Annotated in this window: 18 protein-coding genes; 12 read left to right on the top strand and 6 right to left on the bottom strand. The window is 62.7% G+C overall.

Annotated elements, in window-relative coordinates; genetic code table 11:
• Nucleotides 1-41: 41 nt before the first annotated feature.
• A complete protein-coding gene (locus tag ELS24_RS07020) occupies nucleotides 42-392 on the bottom strand; it encodes a RidA family protein (protein ID WP_006218017.1) in 351 nt (116 codons plus the stop codon).
• A gap of 70 nt (nucleotides 393-462) precedes the next feature.
• Complete coding sequence (pncB, locus tag ELS24_RS07015; protein WP_006218016.1) at nucleotides 463-1,638, bottom strand: nicotinate phosphoribosyltransferase; 1,176 nt, start codon at nucleotides 1,636-1,638, stop codon at nucleotides 463-465.
• A 156-nt stretch (nucleotides 1,639-1,794) separates the two neighbouring features.
• Here pncB and fdxA point away from each other — a divergent pair, with 156 nt between their 5' ends.
• From fdxA to ELS24_RS06955, 12 genes are all read left to right on the top strand, one after another.
• A complete protein-coding gene (gene fdxA, locus ELS24_RS07010; protein ID WP_013392198.1) occupies nucleotides 1,795-2,118 on the top strand; it encodes a ferredoxin FdxA in 324 nt (107 codons plus the stop codon).
• A 49-nt stretch (nucleotides 2,119-2,167) separates the two neighbouring features.
• Nucleotides 2,168-2,968, top strand: coding sequence for a ferredoxin--NADP reductase (locus tag ELS24_RS07005; protein WP_127183731.1), 801 nt, complete (start codon nucleotides 2,168-2,170; stop codon nucleotides 2,966-2,968).
• Nucleotides 2,969-3,180: 212 nt separating this feature from the next.
• A complete protein-coding gene (locus tag ELS24_RS07000; RefSeq protein WP_050447614.1) occupies nucleotides 3,181-4,407 on the top strand; it encodes a polyhydroxyalkanoate depolymerase in 1,227 nt (408 codons plus the stop codon).
• Nucleotides 4,408-4,679: 272 nt separating this feature from the next.
• A complete protein-coding gene (gene rsxB, locus ELS24_RS06995; RefSeq protein WP_230693478.1) occupies nucleotides 4,680-5,318 on the top strand; it encodes an electron transport complex subunit RsxB in 639 nt (212 codons plus the stop codon).
• Nucleotides 5,315-5,950, top strand: a complete 636-nt coding sequence (gene nth, locus ELS24_RS06990) for an endonuclease III (RefSeq protein WP_127183730.1) — start codon at nucleotides 5,315-5,317, stop codon at nucleotides 5,948-5,950. Before rsxB ends, nth begins: the two co-directional genes overlap by 4 nt.
• A 478-nt stretch (nucleotides 5,951-6,428) precedes the next feature.
• A complete protein-coding gene (locus ELS24_RS06985; RefSeq protein WP_050447612.1) occupies nucleotides 6,429-7,202 on the top strand; it encodes an ABC transporter ATP-binding protein in 774 nt (257 codons plus the stop codon).
• Nucleotides 7,199-7,909 carry an ABC transporter ATP-binding protein gene (locus ELS24_RS06980; RefSeq protein WP_013392192.1) on the top strand — a complete coding sequence of 237 codons (711 nt, stop codon included), beginning with the start codon at nucleotides 7,199-7,201 and terminating at the stop codon, nucleotides 7,907-7,909. Before ELS24_RS06985 ends, ELS24_RS06980 begins: the two co-directional genes overlap by 4 nt.
• 61 nt (nucleotides 7,910-7,970) lie before the next feature.
• Nucleotides 7,971-9,185 (top strand): ABC transporter substrate-binding protein, encoded by a 1,215-nt coding sequence (locus tag ELS24_RS06975; RefSeq protein WP_050447611.1) that lies wholly within the window; start codon nucleotides 7,971-7,973, stop codon nucleotides 9,183-9,185.
• A 97-nt stretch (nucleotides 9,186-9,282) separates the two neighbouring features.
• Nucleotides 9,283-10,170, top strand: a complete 888-nt coding sequence (locus tag ELS24_RS06970; RefSeq protein ID WP_050447610.1) for a branched-chain amino acid ABC transporter permease — start codon at nucleotides 9,283-9,285, stop codon at nucleotides 10,168-10,170.
• The gene (locus ELS24_RS06965) at nucleotides 10,167-11,150 is read left to right on the top strand and encodes a branched-chain amino acid ABC transporter permease (RefSeq protein WP_050447609.1); all 984 of its coding nucleotides are present in this window, start codon (nucleotides 10,167-10,169) and stop codon (nucleotides 11,148-11,150) included. The genes ELS24_RS06970 and ELS24_RS06965 overlap by 4 nt, the downstream gene beginning before the upstream one ends.
• 107 nt (nucleotides 11,151-11,257) lie before the next feature.
• On the top strand, nucleotides 11,258-12,283 hold the full coding sequence (locus tag ELS24_RS06960) for an ABC transporter substrate-binding protein (RefSeq protein ID WP_127183729.1): 1,026 nt from the start codon (nucleotides 11,258-11,260) through the stop codon (nucleotides 12,281-12,283).
• A gap of 102 nt (nucleotides 12,284-12,385) precedes the next feature.
• The gene (locus ELS24_RS06955; protein ID WP_050447607.1) at nucleotides 12,386-13,231 is read left to right on the top strand and encodes a branched-chain amino acid aminotransferase; all 846 of its coding nucleotides are present in this window, start codon (nucleotides 12,386-12,388) and stop codon (nucleotides 13,229-13,231) included.
• A gap of 115 nt (nucleotides 13,232-13,346) precedes the next feature.
• Here ELS24_RS06955 and ELS24_RS06950 read toward each other — a convergent pair whose 3' ends face one another.
• The 4 genes from ELS24_RS06950 to ELS24_RS06935 form a co-directional block, all read right to left on the bottom strand.
• Nucleotides 13,347-14,108, bottom strand: coding sequence for an ABC transporter ATP-binding protein (locus ELS24_RS06950; protein ID WP_050447606.1), 762 nt, complete (start codon nucleotides 14,106-14,108; stop codon nucleotides 13,347-13,349).
• Nucleotides 14,105-15,943 carry an ABC transporter permease subunit gene (locus ELS24_RS06945; RefSeq protein WP_050447605.1) on the bottom strand — a complete coding sequence of 613 codons (1,839 nt, stop codon included), beginning with the start codon at nucleotides 15,941-15,943 and terminating at the stop codon, nucleotides 14,105-14,107. Before ELS24_RS06945 ends, ELS24_RS06950 begins: the two co-directional genes overlap by 4 nt.
• Before the next feature lie 5 nt (nucleotides 15,944-15,948).
• A complete protein-coding gene (locus ELS24_RS06940) occupies nucleotides 15,949-16,986 on the bottom strand; it encodes a branched-chain amino acid ABC transporter permease (RefSeq protein WP_050447604.1) in 1,038 nt (345 codons plus the stop codon).
• Nucleotides 16,987-17,153: 167 nt separating this feature from the next.
• Nucleotides 17,154-18,317, bottom strand: coding sequence for an ABC transporter substrate-binding protein (locus tag ELS24_RS06935; protein ID WP_050447603.1), 1,164 nt, complete (start codon nucleotides 18,315-18,317; stop codon nucleotides 17,154-17,156).
• Between the last annotated feature and the right edge of the window lie 17 nt (nucleotides 18,318-18,334).

Below are 18,334 nucleotides of genomic sequence, written 5' to 3'. Positions count from 1 at the left end.
TCGGCATGCCGAAGGGCTTTTCGCAAGCGAGCGGGGTTCGCTTAGATCGCGGCCGTCACGATGATCTCGACCTTGAAGTCGGGATTGGCCAAACGGGCTTCGACGGTGGCGCGCGGAGGCGAATTGCCGTCAGCGACCCACGCGTCCCAGGCCTTGTTCATGCCGTCGAATTCCTTGATGTTGGCCACGTAGATCTGGGCCATCAGGATCTTGGTCTTGTCGGTGCCAGCTTCGGCCAGCAGGCGGTCGATCGTGGCGAGCACTTGCTCGGTCTGGCCGGTGATGTCCAGCTTGGCGTCGTCCGGCACCTGGCCTGCCAGGTACGCGACACCGTTGTACACGGCCATGTCCGACAGGCGCTTGGCGACGTGGAAGCGCTTGATGCTGCTCATGAATATTCCCCTAGATTCAAGTGGTGGGTGGATCAAAACAAGGAAGCCAGCAATGTACCCCGAGCCGCCCTCAGGCGGGCGGTAGCTGGAACACCTGGCGCAAATACGCCAGGTAGGCGGGATCGTCGCACATGGTCTTTTCAGGCGCGTCGGACACCTTGGCCACCGGTTGCCCGTTGCAGCGGACCATCTTCATGACGATCTGCAGCGGCTCGTGGCCCAGGTCGTTGGTCAGGTTGGTGCCAATGCCGAACGACACCTTGCAGCGCCCGGCGAACTGGCGCGCCAGCTCGATGGCGCGCGGGAACGTCAACGAATCCGAGAACACCAGCGTCTTGGCGCGCGGGTCCACGCGGTTCTTGCGGTAGTGCTCAAGCAGCCGTTCGCCCCAGACGAAGGGGTCGCCGGAATCATGGCGGGCGCCGTCGAAGAGCTTGCAGAAATACATGTCGAAGTCGCGCAGGAAGGCGTCCATGCCGTAGACGTCCGACAGGGCAATGCCCAGGTCGCCACGGTATTCCTTCGCCCAGACTTCCAGCGCGAACACCTGCGAATCGCGCAGGCGCGGGCCCAACGCCTGGCAGGCTTGCAGGTATTCGTGGCCCATCGTGCCCAACGGCAGCACTTCATGCTGCTTGGCCAGCAACACATTGCTGGTGCCAGCGAAGTGCTCGCCCATCTGGGCCTTCATGGTGGACACCACTTCCTGGTGCCAGACCTTCGAGAAGCGGCGGCGCGTACCATATTCGGCCACGCGGAAATCGGCCAGCGCGGGGTCGTCCAGCACCAGATGCATCTTGGACTGCAGGCGTTGGCGGCCCTCTTCCCAATCGGGGTTCTTGCGGGTGTTGCGGAAGTAGACCTCGTTGACGATGGCCAGCACCGGGATCTCGAACAGAATCGTGTGCAGCCAGGGGCCTTTCACTTCAATCGAGATCTCGCCGGGCGCGTCGCCTTCGCTGATGTGGATGCAACGCTCGGGCAGGTGGAACAAGCCGAGGAAGTCGACGAAGTCACTTTTGATGAAGCGCAAGCCGCCCAGGTAATCCAGTTCGTCCTGGGTGAAGCGCAACTGGCAAAGCTGGTGCACCTCTTCGCGGATTTCATCCAGATAGGGGCGCAGGTCGGCCCCAGCGGTGCGGCACTTGTAACGGTACTCGACCTGTGCAGCGGGAAACTGATGCAGTACCACCTGCATCATGCTGAATTTATACAGATCGGTGTCGAGCAGCGAGGTGATTATCATGGTTGCGCGTATCGTTTCGCGACACCATAGCATAGAGAACACGGGGTTCAGGGCCATGGGCCACGATGTCAATACGGGTATTACCGGCACATCGGGCGCGCATTGGGTAAAATCCGCCCAACAAGACACAAAAGCCGCCGATCCCGGAGTTCCTGAATGACCCACGTTGTCACCGAAAACTGTATTAAGTGCAAGTACACCGATTGCGTTGATGTGTGCCCGGTGGACTGTTTTCGTGAGGGTCCGAACTTCCTCGTGATCGATCCTGACGAATGCATCGACTGCGCCGTCTGCATCCCGGAATGCCCGGCCAATGCCATCTACGCCGAAGAAGATGTGCCCCAGGACCAGATGAATTTCATCGCGCTGAACGCTGAACTCTCGCCCGAGTTCGCCAGCATCAGCCGCGCCAAGAAGCCCCTGCCGGACGCCGACGAATGGAACGGCAAGCAGGACAAGCTGCAATACCTGGAAAAATAATCCACGAGCGCCGGCGTCCCTTTGGCGGCCGGCCTCGCGCGATGCCCCGATGACCGACGACTCCAAATACACGCGCCAGACCGTAACCCACGTCCATACCTGGGTGCCCGACAAGCTGTTCTCCTTGCGCGTGACGCGCGACGCCGGGTACACGTTCCTGCCGGGCCAGTTTGCCCGGGTCGGTTTGCCAAGCGCCGATGATCCCGACGGCCCGCCCACGCTCTGGCGCGCGTATTCGATGGTGTCGGCCCCGCATGAGTCCGGGCTGGAGTTCTATTCCATCGTGGTCCCCGATGGCCTGTTCAGCCCGCGCATGGCGCAATTGCAACCGGGTGACGCGCTGTACGTGGAAAAAGCCCCCTACGGGTTCCTGACCCTGGAGCGCTTCACACCGGGCGGCGACCTGTGGCTGCTGGCCTCCGGCACGGGGCTGTCGGCCTATCTGTCCATCCTGCGCGACCCCGCAACGTGGCGCGCCTATCGCCGCATCATCCTGGTGCATGGCGTGCGCACCAAGGCGGAACTGGCTTACCGCGAAGAAATCGAATCCTGGCGCAAGCAACCGGATCTGGCGCCGCTGTTCGCGGCCGATCCGCGCAAGCTCGTATACCTGCCCATCGCTACCCGCGAAGCGCTGCCCGGCATGCCGCAGGAACGCCTGACCACCCTGATCGCCGATGGCAGGCTTGAGCAATTGGCCGGGCTGCCGCTGGATCCCGAGCAGGCGAAGGTCATGCTTTGCGGCAATCCGGACATGCTGGCGGACGCCCGCAAGCTGCTGGGCGAACGCGGTTTCAAGCCTGGCCGTCGGGGCATTCCCGGCAACCTGGCGGTGGAAAATTACTGGTGACCCCGCACGGCCCGGCGTAGTGCATAAATCCTCCGTTTAGTCTCTATGCAGGGTCAAAAAACGCCCTAAACTGGTGCGTAATGGGATGACGGGTCTCTTTTTAGCAACATATTCCCGGTTCTTGTGGCAGTTTCTTTAGGCTGATTGGATATATCTTTAGTCCGCGGCGCAATAATCGGGTCACACGCACGACCCAGAAGGACATATCCCAAATGCTGTACCAATTGCACGAAATGCAGCGCGCCTTCCTGACTCCGTTCGCTGCATTCACGGATGCCGGTTCTCAACTGTTCTCCAGCCCCTACAGCCCCCTCGCTTACACCCCGATTTCCCGCCAAATGGCCGCCGGGTATGAGTTGATGACCCGTATCGGCAAGGAATACCAGAAGCCCGCCTGGAATCTGCCCGCCACCGACATCAACGGCAAATCGGTCCACGTGACCGAAGCCGTTGCGCTGGACAAGCCCTTTTGCCGTCTGGTGCACTTTCATCGCGACGTTCGCGGCGCCAACAAGGATGACCCGAAGGTTCTGCTGGTTGCCCCGCTTTCGGGCCACCACGCGACCTTGCTGCGTGACACGGTGCGCGCCTTGCTGCCCGCCCATGATGTCTACGTGACGGATTGGGTCGACGCCCGCATGGTGCCCCTGTCGGCGGGGCCGTTCCACCTGAACGACTATGTCCGCTACGTGCAGGATTTCATTCGGCACCTGGGGCCGGACGTGCACGTCATTTCGGTTTGCCAGCCCACCGTGCCGGTGCTGGCCGCCGTGTCGTTGATGGCCACCGCCAACGACCCCTGCCAGCCGCGCAGCATGGTGATGATGGGCGGCCCCATCGACCCGCGCCAGTCGCCCACGCAGGTGAATCGCCTGGCCACAACCAAGCCGTATTCCTGGTTTGAAAGCCAGGTGATCCACCCCGTGCCGCCGCGCTATCCGGGCGCCGGCCGCAAGGTGTATCCGGGCTTTCTGCAGCACGCCGGGTTCATGGCCATGAACCCGGACCGCCACATGAAGTCGCATTACGAGTTCTACCTGGACCTGCTGCGTGGCGACGACAGCGACGCCGAGGCGCACCGCCGTTTCTACGACGAATACAACGCGGTGCTGGACATGCCGGCAGAGTTCTACCTGGACACGATCCGCATGGTGTTCCAGGACTTCGCGCTGCCCAGCGGTACCTGGGAAGTCGACGGCCAGACCGTGCGTCCTGCTGATATCAAGCAGGTTGCTCTCTTCACCATTGAAGGCGAGCTGGACGATATCTCGGGCCAGGGCCAGACCCGCGCGGCGATCAAGCTGTGCAAGAACATCCCGGCCGAGCGCAAGTCGCACTACACCGCGCCGAACTGCGGCCATTACGGGATTTTCTCGGGCCGCCGCTGGCGCGAAATGATCTGTCCTAAAATTGCCGAATTCATCCGGCAATCGGCTTAGGCTTAGCTAAGCTCGAAGCCTGCCCCTGATCCTGGTCTTGGGCCTCAAGCGCGCGTAATTCATCAGATGGGTGGGTGCTGTGGCGGAAGTCGCCATGGCGCCTGCGTGGTTTGATGGATTGCGCGCGTTGAGCTATTTGTTGGGTGTGGTGGTGCTGTGGCTAGTGTTGCCTTGGTGCCGGCGCTGCTTGATGGGTTGCGCGCGTTTGGGGATTGGGTTCTTGCCTTGGTGGTGCCGCGCTCCACCCATCCTACGTTTTTTTGTTGCACATCATGAATTCTCGTTTGCTTGCGGACCGTGTTGACGCTTTGCTGCCTCAGACGCAATGTACCAAGTGCGGCTATGACGGCTGTCGGCCTTATGCCGAGGCTATCGCGCAAGGCTCGGCACCCATCAACCGCTGTCCGCCGGGTGGCGATGAGGGCATCGCCGCGCTGGCCGCGCTGGTGCAAACGCCTGCCCTCCCGCTGGACCTTGAGCGCGGCGAACCGGGTCCGCTGCTGGTTGCTCGCATCGATGAATCGCACTGCATCGGCTGTACGCTGTGCATTCAGGCCTGTCCCGTGGATGCCATCGTGGGCGCCAACAAGCACATGCACACCGTGCTTGCCGATTGGTGCACCGGCTGCGACCTGTGCGTGGCGCCCTGTCCCGTGGACTGTATTCAGATGGTGCCCGCTGGACGCGCCTGGACCGCGCAGGACGCCAGCATCAGCCGCCAGCGCCATCGTAACCACCTGGCCCGCGTTGAACGCCTGGCCGCCGATAATGCGCGTCTGATGGCGCCAGAAGCACCCGCCGCCCCCAGCGCCCCGGTAGTCGACGACGCGCAAAGCGAAGACCGCAAGCGCTCCGCCATTGAATCCGCGCTGGCCCGTGCTCGGGCTCGCCGCAATCCCACGCAGTCATGAACGCAGCCAAACGCCGTGAAATCTTCGCCCGCCTGCAAGCGGCAAACCCGCACCCCACCACCGAACTGGAATACGACACGCCGTTTCAGTTGCTGATCGCGGTGCTGTTGTCGGCGCAAGCCACCGACAAGTCCGTCAACATCGCTACGCGCAAGTTCTTCCCGCAGTACGGCACGCCCGAAGCCCTGCTGGCACTGGGCGAAGAAGGCTTGTCCGATTTCATCAAGACCATCGGGCTGTATCGCACCAAGGCCAAGAACACGATCGCCACCTGTCGGATCTTGCTTGAACATCACGGCGGCGAAGTGCCGCAAACGCGTGAAGCACTGGAATCGCTGCCCGGCGTGGGCCGCAAAACGGCCAACGTGGTGCTCAACACGGCGTTCGGCCAACCCACGATGGCGGTGGACACGCACATTTTCCGCGTGTCGAATCGCACGGGTATCGCGCCAGGCAAGAACGTGTTGGAAGTTGAAGACAAACTCGTGAAGTTCGTTCCCCGCGAATACATCCAGGACGCGCATCACTGGCTGATCCTGCACGGCCGCTACATCTGTGTGGCGCGTACGCCAAAATGCCCGCAATGCGGAATCTCGGACTTGTGCGAATTCAAGCAGAAGACGGTGGCGTGATCTAGGCTTGCTTCGTGCAAGTCGTAGGATGGGTGTAGCGCGCCAAGGCCTGCGCCAAGAACACTGATTTCGTTCGCGCGAAACCCATCACATGGACGTTGTGCTGTGGCTGAATATTCTTAATATTCACCGCTGCTTGATGGGTTTCGCGCGGCATTCATCAGTTTTTTTTGTAGGGCTTCGCGCGCTGCACCCATCCTACGGGTCACGCACATCAAAGCGGTTTTGCTGCAACGCATTGCTCAGTAAAAAGGGTTTTCCCGCCTTGCGGCGCACGTATTGTCGGCCTGCCGACAATTGCCCTTTCCGCACTGCAAAACCTATGTAAAACCCTCATGGAATTTTGATTGCGACGTCCGCATACTCGCCGGCAACTCATCGGAAAACTACGAAAGATCGTTAGGATTTCCGCCCTGCGGGGGCTTGGCGCAATGACGGCAGGCAGAGACCATATAAATACAACGCTGGTGCAGCGAACATGGATGACACAATCCTGGAGACAAAAGGCCTCACCAAGGAGTTCCGCGGATTCGTCGCGGTCAATGGGGTCGATTTGCGTATCAAGCGGGGCGAGATTCATGCATTGATCGGGCCAAACGGCGCGGGCAAGACGACATGCTTCAACCTGCTTACCAAGTTTTTATCGCCCACGTCGGGAACCATCAAGTTCAACGGCATCGACATTACGGGCGAACGTCCCGCGCAGATCGCGCGGCGCGGCATCATCCGTTCGTTCCAGATATCGGCGGTGTTCCCTCACCTGACCGTGCTTGAGAACGTGCGCATCGGTCTGCAGCGCAAGACCGGGTTGTCGTTCCACTTCTGGCAAAGCGACAAGCGGCTGGCCTCGTTGAACGAGCCCGCCCGCGCGCTGCTTGAACAAGTGGACCTGGGCGCCTTCGCGGACGAAACCACGGTGAACCTGCCGTATGGCCGCAAGCGCGCGCTGGAAATCGCCACGACGCTGGCCATGGAACCCGAACTGATGCTGCTTGACGAGCCCACTCAGGGCATGGGGCACGAAGACGTGCACCGCGTCACGCAGTTGATCAAGCGCGTCAGCGCCGGGCGCACGATCCTGATGGTGGAACACAACATGAACGTCGTGTCCTCCATCGCCAACACCATCACCGTGCTGTCGCGCGGCGCGGTGCTGGCAGAGGGCTCGTATGCCGAAGTCTCGCGCCACCCCGCCGTGATGCAGGCCTATATGGGCACCACCGACGGCGAACTTCAAGGAGCGCACGCATGAGCACCCCGGCACTCGAAATCTCGGGCTTGCAAGCCTGGTACGGGGAATCGCATATCCTGCACGGCGTGGATATGCGCGTGGGACAAGGCGAAGTGGTCACGTTGCTGGGCCGCAATGGCGCCGGCCGCACCACGACGCTGCGGGCCATTCTGGGTCTGACCGGATCCCGCAAGGGTTCGGTGCGCATCCATGGCACCGAAGCCATCGACCTGCCCACTTATAAGATTGCCCACCTGGGCGTGGGCTATTGCCCCGAAGAACGCGGCATCTTCGCCAGCTTGTCCTGCGAAGAAAACCTGCTGCTGCCCCCCGTGGTCGGTTCGCTGGGCGGCGGCATGTCGCTGGCCGAAATCTACGACATGTTCCCCAACCTGCAAGAGCGCCGGAATTCTCCGGGCACGCGCTTGTCGGGCGGTGAACAGCAGATGCTGGCGGTAGCGCGCATCTTGCGCACCGGCGCCAACCTGCTGCTATTGGACGAAATCTCGGAAGGCCTGGCGCCCGTCATCGTGCAGGCGCTGGCCCGCATGATCACGGCCCTGAAGCAGCGCGGATACACCATCGTCATGGTGGAACAGAATTTCCGCTTCGCGGCTCCGCTGGCCGATCGCTTCTATGTCATGGAGCACGGGCAGATCGTCGAGCATTTCGAAGCCGCAGAACTTTCAGAAAAACAGGACACGCTCAACGAATTGCTGGGCGTCTAAAACAACCTGTCATCCGCCGGAACCCCGGCAACACTACACCGTAGGGAAGAGGAGTCATCCCATGAAGCTGCACACCATCACTGCTGCACTGGCCATGGCGGGCCTGGGATTTGCAGGGGCAACCGCCCACGCGCAAGGTATCTCCGACGATGTCATCCGCATCGGCTTCATCACCGACATGTCGGGTGTCTATTCAGACATCGACGGCAAGGCCGGTCTGGACGCGATCCGCATGGCGGTCGACGAGATGGGCGGGTCGATCAACGGCAAGAAGATCGAAGTCGTCTCCGCCGACCACCAGAACAAGGCCGACATCGCGTCGTCCCGCGCCCGCGAATGGTTCGACCAACAGAAGGTCGATGTCATCATCGCCGGTACGAATTCTGCCACCAGCCTGGCCATGGCGGCCGTGGCCGCCGAGAAGAAGAAGCCGTTCATCGCCATCGGCGCCGGCGCTTCCGACCTGACCAACGCCCAATGTTCGCCCTACACCGTGCACTATGCCTACGACACCGTGGCACTGGCGCGCGGCACGGGTTCCGCCGTGGTGAAAGACGGCGGCAAGAGCTGGTTCTTCCTGACCGCTGACTATGCGTTCGGCCATGCGCTTGAACGCGACACGATCAAGGTCGTCAAAGACGCCGGCGGTGAAATCAAGGGCGAAGTACGGGCACCGCTGGGCACCGCCGACTTCTCCTCGTTCCTGCTGCAGGCCCAGGCCTCCAAGGCACAGATCCTGGGCCTGGCCAATGCGGGCGGCGACTTCAGCAATTCCGTCAAGGCCGCGAACGAATTCGGCGTGACGCAGACGATGAAGATGGCCGGCTTGCTGGTGTTCATCAACGACATCCACGCGCTGGGCCTGAAGACCACCCAGAACATGTACCTGACCACGGGCTGGTACTGGGACCTGAACGACGCCTCGCGCGCCTGGAGCAAGAAGTTTGAAAGCAAGGTCGGCCGCAAGCCGTCGATGCTGCAGGCCGGTGACTATTCCGCCGCCATGTTCTACCTGAACGGCGTCAAGGCTTCGGGCTCGGACGACGGCGACACCATCATGAAATGGATGAAGTCGAACAAGGTCAATGACTTCTTTGCCCAGAACGGCCACGTACGCGAAGACGGCCGCATGGTCCACGACATGTACCTGATGCAGGTCAAGACGCCGGCCGAATCCAAGGCCCCGTGGGACTACTACAAGGTTGTGGCGACGCTGCCCGGCGACGAGGTCTATACCAAGTTGTCCGAATCCACCTGCAAGCTGGTCAAGAAGTAATTCTCGGCTCATGTGACACCAAGGTGCGGCCTGGCCCAGGCCGTGGCCGCACCTTGAATTTGCTCGCTTCCATCCGTACGCGCAGGATTTTCTCAAGATGACTGACCTTTTTGGCATCCCCATACAGGCCTTGCTTGGCCAGCTATTACTGGGCCTGGTCAACGGTTCCTTCTATGCCATGCTGTCGCTCGGGCTTGCCGTGATCTTCGGGCTGCTGAACGTCATCAACTTCGCGCACGGCGCGCTCTACATGCTGGGCGCGTTCGTCGCCTGGATGGGGCTGTCGTACCTGGGGTTGAACTACTGGGTGATGTTGATTCTGGCGCCCTTGGTCGTCGGGCTGTTCGGCATCATCATTGAAAAGCTTTTGCTCAAGCACCTGTACAAGCTGGACCACCTTTACGGGCTGCTGATGACCTTCGGGCTGACCTTGCTGATCGAGGGGCTGTTCCGCAGCTTCTACGGCGTGTCGGGCCAACCCTACCCCACACCCGATGCGCTGCGCGGCGCGACCAACCTGGGCTTCATGATCCTGCCGAACTACCGCGGCTGGGTCGTGGTGGCGTCGGTGGTGGTCTGCATGGCGACCTGGTTCGTGATCGAACGCACCCGCCTGGGCGCCCTGCTGCGCGCCGGCACCGAAAACCCGCGCCTGGTCGAGGCTTTCGGCGTGAACGTACCTCGCATGATCACGCTGACCTATGGTTTCGGCGTGGCGCTGGCGGGCTTTGCCGGCGTGTTGGCGGCGCCCGTGCTGCAGATTTCTCCGCTGATGGGGTCCAACCTCATCATCGTCGTGTTCGCCGTGGTCGTGATTGGCGGCATGGGGTCCATCATGGGCGCCATCGTCACTGGTCTGGGCCTGGGTGTGATTGAAGGACTGACAAAGGTGTTCTGGCCCGAAGCCTCCAGCACCGTCGTGTTCATCATCATGGCCATTGTTCTGTTGATCCGCCCGGCCGGGCTGTTCGGAAAAGAAAAATGAATCGTCAATTCCTGGGCTATGCGGTACTGGCCGTCGTGGTGGCCGCTCTTCCCTTTCTTGGGGTGTACCCGATCTTCGTCATGAAGATCATGTGCTACGCGCTTTTCGCCTGCGCATTCAACTTGCTGCTGGGGTTTACCGGTCTGCTGTCGTTCGGGCATGCGGCCTTCCTGGGCAGCGCGGCCTACGCGGCCGGGCATGCGATGAAGGTCTGGGGCTTTCCCACCGAAATCGGCCTGCTGTTCGGCGTGGGCGTGGCGGCGCTCTTGGGGCTGGCCATGGGCGCGATCGCCATCCGGCGCAGCGGCATCTACTTCGCCATGATCACGCTGGCGCTGGCGCAAATGGTCTTCTTCTTCTTCCTGCAGGCCAGCTTCACTGGCGGCGAAGACGGCCTGCAAAGCGTGCCACGCGGCACCCTGTTCGGGTTCATCGACCTGTCCAAGGACATCAACCTGTACTACCTGGTGATGGCCATCTTCGTCATCGGCTATTTCATCATCTGGCGCACGGTGAATTCACCGTTCGGACAGGTGCTGCAAGCGCTGCGCGAAAACGAGCCGCGCGCCATTTCGCTGGGCTATGACGTCGATCGCTTCAAGCTGCTGGCCTTTGTCCTGTCGGCCGCACTGGCCGGACTGGCAGGCGCCACCAAGACGCTGGTGTTCGTATCGGCCACCCTGTCGGACGCCACCTGGCAGATGTCCGGGCTGGTCATCCTGATGACGCTGATCGGCGGGCTGGGCACCTTGACCGGCCCCATTCTGGGCGCCTTCATCGTGGTGCTGCTGGAGAACAAGGTCGGCGACTTCGGCCAGATGATGGCCAACCTGACCGGCGTGGAATGGTTCCTGCGCCTGGGTGAATCCGTCACCATCGTGATCGGCCTGATCTTCGTGATCTGCGTGCTGGCGTTCCGGCGCGGCATCGTGGGCGAGCTAGGCGCGTTCATCGACAAGCGCCGCGCCGCTCGCGCCTGAACCACAACGCACGATTTCAACGGGGTCGCATCACGCGGCCCCGTTGGCATTTGGCGCCGGTTTCCACGCTTACAATAAAACGCACCCCACTCCACAGGTGCCTGACCATGCGCAACCCGCATCCGTTTGCCCCCGTTCTTGGCGCAGTTGCATTGGCCGCGGCGTTTATCGCCCCCGCGGCAGCCGCCTCCCCACCCTCCGCCCCAACTTGTGAAGTCGACCGCCCAGTCCGCTTCAGCGGCCTGAACTGGGAGTCCAACCTGGTGCTGGCCGGCATCGAACGCTACGTGCTGGAGCACGGCTACGGTTGCAAGACCACCGTTGAAATCGGCGAAACGCTGCCGATGCTGGCGGCATTGCAGCGCGGTGACGTGGACGTGACGCCAGAAGTCTGGCCCGGCCAGATCGAAGGCGCCTGGAAGAAGGCGCTGGCCAGCGGCAAGGTGCTGGGCGTGGGCCATGTGTACGACGCAGGCGAAGGCTGGTATATCCCGCGCTACACGGCCGAGCGCCATCCCGACTTGAAGTCCGCCTCTGACCTGACGCGCTTCAAAGAGGTATTCATCGACCCCGAAGACCCGGGACGCGGCCGCATCTATGGCTGCCCAGCCGGCTGGGCCTGCGGCACCCTGAACGACAATCTGCTGCGCGCGCTGAAGCTGGACAAGGATTATTCGCTGTTCGCGCCGGGCTCCGGCGCCGCGCAGAAGGCCGCCATCGTGTCGGCCTACAAGCGCAAGCGCGACATCGTCTTCTATTACTGGACGCCCACTTCGCTGGTCGGCGCGCTGGACCTGGTGAAGCTGGAACTCCCCGCCTTCGACCAGACCGCCTACACCTGCATGACTGACCCCAAGTGCGCCAACCCCGTCGCCACGGAATTCAAGCCCAACCCCGTGGTCACCGGCGTCAATGCGGCGTTTGCCAAGCAGGCGCCGAAGGTCACCGAATTCCTCACCAAGCTGACGGTGCCTGACGACGCCATCGACGCCACGCTGGGCTGGCTGGAAAACGAAGGTAAGGAACCCGAAGACGCGGCGCGCTATTTCCTGAAACAGTACGGCCAGGTCTGGCGGCAATGGATGCCCGCGGACGTGGCGGACCGCGTGCAGGCGGCGCTGCAAAAGGAGTAGATTTTCCAAAGGCGGCCGGCCGCTGACGCCAGCCGCCTCCTGTATCCTGACGTTTCGGCGCCAAGTCGGCGCCCCCCGATTCAAGCGAAGGAAGATTCCAACATGGACGCCCTGTTTTGGCACGACGGTCACTGGACCACTGAAAACCCCAAACTGCTCGGCCCGGCCGACCACGCCTTCTGGATGGCCAGCATGGTTTTTGACGGTGCGCGGGCCTTCCGTGGCCTCACGCCTGACCTGGACCTGCACTGCCAGCGTGTCGTGCGTTCGGCCGAAAAGATGCTGATGAAGCCGCAGATTGGCTGGGAAGACATCCAGAAGCTGTGCCTGGAAGCCGTGGCCAAATTCCCCGCCGGCACTGAGCTCTACATCAAGCCGATGTTCTATTGCGCCGACGGCTTCCTGCTGCCGGATGCCGACAAGACCCAGTTCGTATTGCACGTGTTCAAGGTGCCGATGCCGGGCGAACTTGGCTTTTCGGCCTGCTTTTCCAGCTACGCGCGCTCGTGGCCGAACATGGCCCCCACCGACGCCAAGGCGTCGTGCCTGTATCCCAACGGCCAACGCGCCATCCGCGAAGCCGCCGACAAGGGTTTCGACAACGCCATCATGCTGGACGGCGCGGGCAATATTGCCGAGTTCGCCACCAGCAATCTGTGGATCGCGAAGAACGGCGTGGTTTCCACGCCCGTGGACAACGGCACCTTCCTGAACGGCATCACGCGCCGCCGTGTGCTGGCCCTGCTGCAAGCCGACGGGGTCGAGGTGCAGGAACGCAGCCTGACCCGCGCCGACATCGAAGACGCTGACGAAGTGTTCTCGTCCGGCAACTACGGCAAGGTGGTCCATGTGAACCGCGTGGAGGACCGCGCGCTGGAGTACGGCCCCATGGCCCGTCGCGCGCACAAGCTGTATATGGACTACGCGGAAAGCACCGGCCGCAAGTAAGCATAGGCCTAGCCCCGCAAAACTCGCGGGGTGAAAAAAATGCCGCGATCCGAATCCGGGTCGCGGCATTTTTATTGGCCATCGAACTAGCCAGAAAGTTGGCTCGGGGTTTGGTTCAGTCCTTTTCGGCGCCCTTGCCCAGCCCCAGATAGCTTTCGATCACCTTCGGGTCACCGGCAAGTTCGCGCGCCGGGCCATGCAGGATGACTTCACCGGTTTCCAGCACGTAGCCGTAGTCCGCCACTTGCAGCGCCGCGCGGGCGTTTTGCTCGACCAGCAAGATAGCCACGCCGGTTTCGCGCAGGCGCGCAATGATGTGGAAGATCTCGCGCACGATGCGCGGCGCCAGGCCCAGGCTGGGTTCGTCCAGCATCAGCAAGGTGGGCTTGGCCATCAGCGCGCGGCCCACGGCCAGCATCTGGCGTTCGCCGCCCGACAAGGTGCCGGCCTGTTGCCCACGGCGTTCGCGCAAGCGCGGGAACAGTTCAAACACTTCATTCAGCGTATCGCGCCAGCCGGCCTCGCGGGCGCGATAGCGGCGAAAGCCACCCAGCAGCAGGTTGTCTTCGACGGACATGGTGCCGAACAATTCGCGGCGCTCGGGCACCAGCGACATGCCGGCCGCCACGCGGCGCTCGACCTGCCAGCCGGACACGTCGGTGCCGGCGTATTGCACGCTGCCGGCCGCATGGCCGGTTTGCGGCAAGGACCCCATCATGGCGTTCAGCATGGTGGATTTGCCGGCGCCGTTGGCGCCGATCACGGTAACGATGCTGCCGGCCGGCACGGTCAAGGACGCGCCGACCAGCGCGCCAACCTTGCCATAACGGGCCGACAGGTTGCTGACTTCCAGCACGGGCGATTGCGTTGCGCTCATTGCACACCTCCTGCGGACACGGGCTTTGCCTGATCCGCTTCGGGCAGGTCGTCGTCGATGCCGCCCAGATAAGCTTCCAGCACAGCCGGGTTCTTTTGCACATCGGCGGGCACGCCTTCGGCCAGCTTGGTGCCGAAGTCCATCACCACCAGGTGGTTGGTCAGGCGCATCACAAAATCCATATCGTGTTCGACCAGCAAAATGCTCATGCCTTCCGAGCGCAGTTGCTCCAGCACGCGCGCCAGGTCTTGCTTTTCCTTGTAGCGCAGGCCGGCGGCGGGCTCGTCCAGCAACAGCAGCACCGGGTCGGACGCCAGGGCGCGCGCAATTTCCAGGATGCGTTGTTGGCCCAGCGCCAGGTTGCCCGCCTGTTCGTACAGGTATTCGCCCAAGCCAACGCGCTTGATCTGCTCGGCGGCTTCATGCAGCAGTTGCGCCTCGCGGGCGCGATCCGAATGCAAGGCGCCAGCCAGCACGCCCACGTCGGAACGCAAGTGCGCGCCCAATGCCACGTTTTCCAGCACGGTCATGCCCGGCAGCAGCTGCACGTGTTGGAACGTGCGGCCCACCCCCAGCTTGGCGATCTCGCGCGCCGAGCGGCTGTCGATGCGCTGCCCCATGAATGTGACCTTGCCGCGCGTCACCGGCAACACGCCGCTGATCAGGTTGAAGGTCGTGCTCTTGCCCGCGCCATTGGGGCCGATCAGGCCCATGATCTCGCCCGAGCTGACTTTGAACGTGATGTCGTTCACGGCGACCAGGCCGCCGAATTCCTTGCGGATGGCGTCCACTTCCAACACCACCTGCCCGGCTTGGGGCCGCGCGCGAGTCGGCAAAGCCGGCGCGGCGGCAGGCGGCGCAAGGTTGCGGCGCGAGCCGTCGGCGCCGGTAATGCTGCTCCACCAGCCCGCCAGGATGGGCCACAGACCATTGCGTGCGTATTGCAGCATCAGGATCAGCAGCACGCCGAAAACGATCATCTCGAAGTTGGCGTTGGTGTCCAGCAGCTTGGGCAGCCAGTTCTGCAACTGGTCTTTCAGCACCAGGATGACGCCGGAACCCAGCAAGGCGCCCCAGACGTAGCCCGCGCCGCCCACCACCGCCATGAACAGGTATTCAATGCCGTAGTTGACGCCAAACGGGCTGGGGCTGACGGCGCGCTGCATGTGCGCGTAGAGCCAGCCCGAAATGCAGGCCAGCAAGGCCGCCCAGACGAAGATAACGACCTTGTAGGCAGCAGTGTTCACGCCCATGGATTCAGCCATGCCCGCGCCGCTCTTCAAGGCGCGGATGGCGCGACCCGGACGCGAATTGAGCAGGTTGCGGGTGGCCCACAGCGCCAGCAGCACGAATACCCAGATCAGGTAATAGATGTTGCGGCCGCTGGCCAGCGACACCCCGAAAATGCTGATGGGCTCGATGCCGGCAATACCGTCGTGCTTGCCCAGCCAGTCGATGTTGCCGAACAGGAAGTACAAGGACAGGCCCCATGCAATGGTGCCCAGCGGCAGGTAGTGGCCGGACAGGCGCAGGGTGATCGCGCCCAGCAGGTAGGCGACGACGGCAGTCAGCACCAGGCCGGTGGGCAGCGCCAGCCAGGGCGACACGTCGTACTGCGTGGTCAGGAACGCCGTGGTGTAGGCGCCCAGGCCCACGAAAGCGGCCTGGCCGAACGACGTCAACCCCCCCACGCCGGTCAGCAGCACCAGGCCCAGCACGACCAAGCTGGCCAAGCCGATGTAATTGAGTTGCGTCACCCAGAATTCGGGCGTGACCGGCAGCAAGGGCAGGCCCGCCAGGACGACGATGAATACAGCGAGCAGAATGCGATTCATGGCGGTTATTCCTCTTCGTCCACGTGATGGGTGCTGAACGAACGCCAGACCAGAACCGGGATAATCAAGGTAAAGACGATCACTTCCTTATAGGCGCTGGCCCAGAAGGACGAGAACGATTCCAGCACGCCCACCAACAGCGAACCGGCGGCGGCCACGGGGTAGCTGGCCAGGCCGCCGATGATGGCGCCCACAAAGCCCTTCAGGCCGATCAGGAAGCCGGTGTCGTAATACACGGTGGTGATGGGCGCGATCAACATGCCGGACATGGCGCCAATGGCGGTGGCCAACGTGAAGGTCAGGCTGCCGGACATGGTGGTGCTGATGCCCACCAGGCGCGCGCCGCGACGGTTCACGGCCGTGGCGCGCAGCGCGCGCCCATAGAGCGTCTTGCCGAAGAACAACCACAGCGCGGTGATGAGCAGCCCGCAGGTGGCCACCACGAACAGGCTCTGCGCGGACCAGGTCATGAAGCCGAAGTCGACTTGCCCGCTGACGAACGGCGGCGTGCGCCAGCCTTCCGCGCCGAAGAACACCAGCGCCAGGCCGGTCAGCGCGAAGTGCACGGCGACCGAGACGATCAGCAGCACCAGCACCGTGGCTTCGGCCAGGGGTTGATAGACGATGCGATAGACCATCGGCCCCATCGGGATCACCAGCAACAGCGTCAAAAGCATGTTCAGCCACAACGAGTTGTCGGGCGCGGTGTAGTGCTTGGTCAACCAGAACAACGCCAGCGGCAGAACGACGCTGATCAAGAACGTTTTGGGCAGGCCGGCGAAGTTGCGGGTACGTATCGCACGCACCAGCTCCATCGCCAGGCACAAGGCGCCCAGCAGCGGCAGCAGGTAGGCCGTGCCCGGCATTTTGCCGTCGACCAGCATGGCCAGGGTCAGGGCGCCGAACGCCACGAACTCACCCTGGGGAATGAAAATGACGCGCGTAACGGCGAAAACCAGCACCAGAGCCATGCCCAGGAGGGCATAGATAGCGCCGTTGACGACACCGTCTTGCAGCAGGATCAGCGCAATTGTGGAATCCATCTAACAACCTTATTGATTCTTGGTGTTCCGGCCCCGCCCGGAACACTGATACGACACACCGGCCGGAAAGGCCGGTGCGAAGCATTGCTCAGGCGCCGCAAGGCAAGCGCCAGCCACTGGCGCCCCCTTCGCGTTGCACATCCGTGGATCGGGCAAACCTGGAGAAATTACAGGTCGGGCTGATAGACCCACTTGCCGTTTTCGACCTTGACGATGACGCGCGAACGTTCGTCGAAGCCAGCGTGGTCGGTGGGCGACATATTGAACACGCCCTGCGACGCAGCCAGATTCTTCACGCCTTCCAGGGCGTCGCGCATGGCGGCCCGGAATTCCGGCGTGCCGGGCTTGGCGCCCGTCTTCAGCGCCACGGGCAACGCGGCCACGACCAATTGGCCGGCATCCCACATGTGGCCGCCGAACGTGTTGGTGGAGTTGGCGCCGTTGGCCTTTTCATAGGTCTCGACATAAGCCAGGGCCGACTTCTTGACCGGGTTCGAATCGGGCAATTGGGCGGCGACCAGCAGCGGACCGGCCGGCAGGTACATGCCATTGCAGTCCTTGCCGCAGACGCGCAGCACGTCGTTGTTGGCGGCGCCGTGCGTTTGGTAGATGGTGCCGCCGTAGTTGCGGGCCTTCAGTTCCTTTTGCGGCAAGGCCGACGGGGTGCCGGCGCCGGCGATCAGGATGGCGTCCGGCTTTGCGCCGACCAGCTTGAGTACCTGACCCGTCACGCTGGTGTCGGTACGGCTGTATTTTTCGATGGCGACGATTTCGATGCCCTTGGCCTTGGCGGCCTTTTGCATCACGTCCAGCCAGCCGTCGCCGTAGGCGTCGGCAAAACCGATGAAGCCCAGGGTCTTGACCTTGGACTTGGCCATGGCGTCAGCCAGGGCGCCGGCCATCAGCGCGTCGTTCTGCGGGGTCTTGAAGACCCAGCGGCGCTTGTCGTCCACGGGTTCCACAATCTTGGCGCTGGCGGCCACGCTGATCATCGGCACCTTGGCTTCAGCGGCCACGTCGACCATGGCCAGCGAACCCGGCGTCACGGACGTGCCGATCAGCACATCGACCTTGTCGTCGGTGGCCAGCTTGCGAGAGTTCTTGACGGCTTGGGTGGTATCGGTGGCATCGTCCAGGACGATCCACTCGATCTTCTGGCCGGCCACTTCCTTGGGCAGCAGCGCCACGGTATTGCGTTCGGGGATACCCAGCGAGGCGGCCGGGCCGGTGCTGGACACCGTTACGCCGACCTTGACCTGGGCGCTCGCCAGGAGCGGCACGGCCAAGGCGAAAGCGGCAGCCGCCGCGGACAAGCCGAAGTGCTTGCGCATATTTTTGTCTCCTGTGA

Source organism: Achromobacter spanius (genome assembly GCF_003994415.1).
GTDB lineage: Bacteria > Pseudomonadota > Gammaproteobacteria > Burkholderiales > Burkholderiaceae_B > Achromobacter > Achromobacter spanius_C.
Note: the sequence above shows the minus strand (reverse complement) of the source record. Positions and strands in the feature narration are given on the sequence as shown.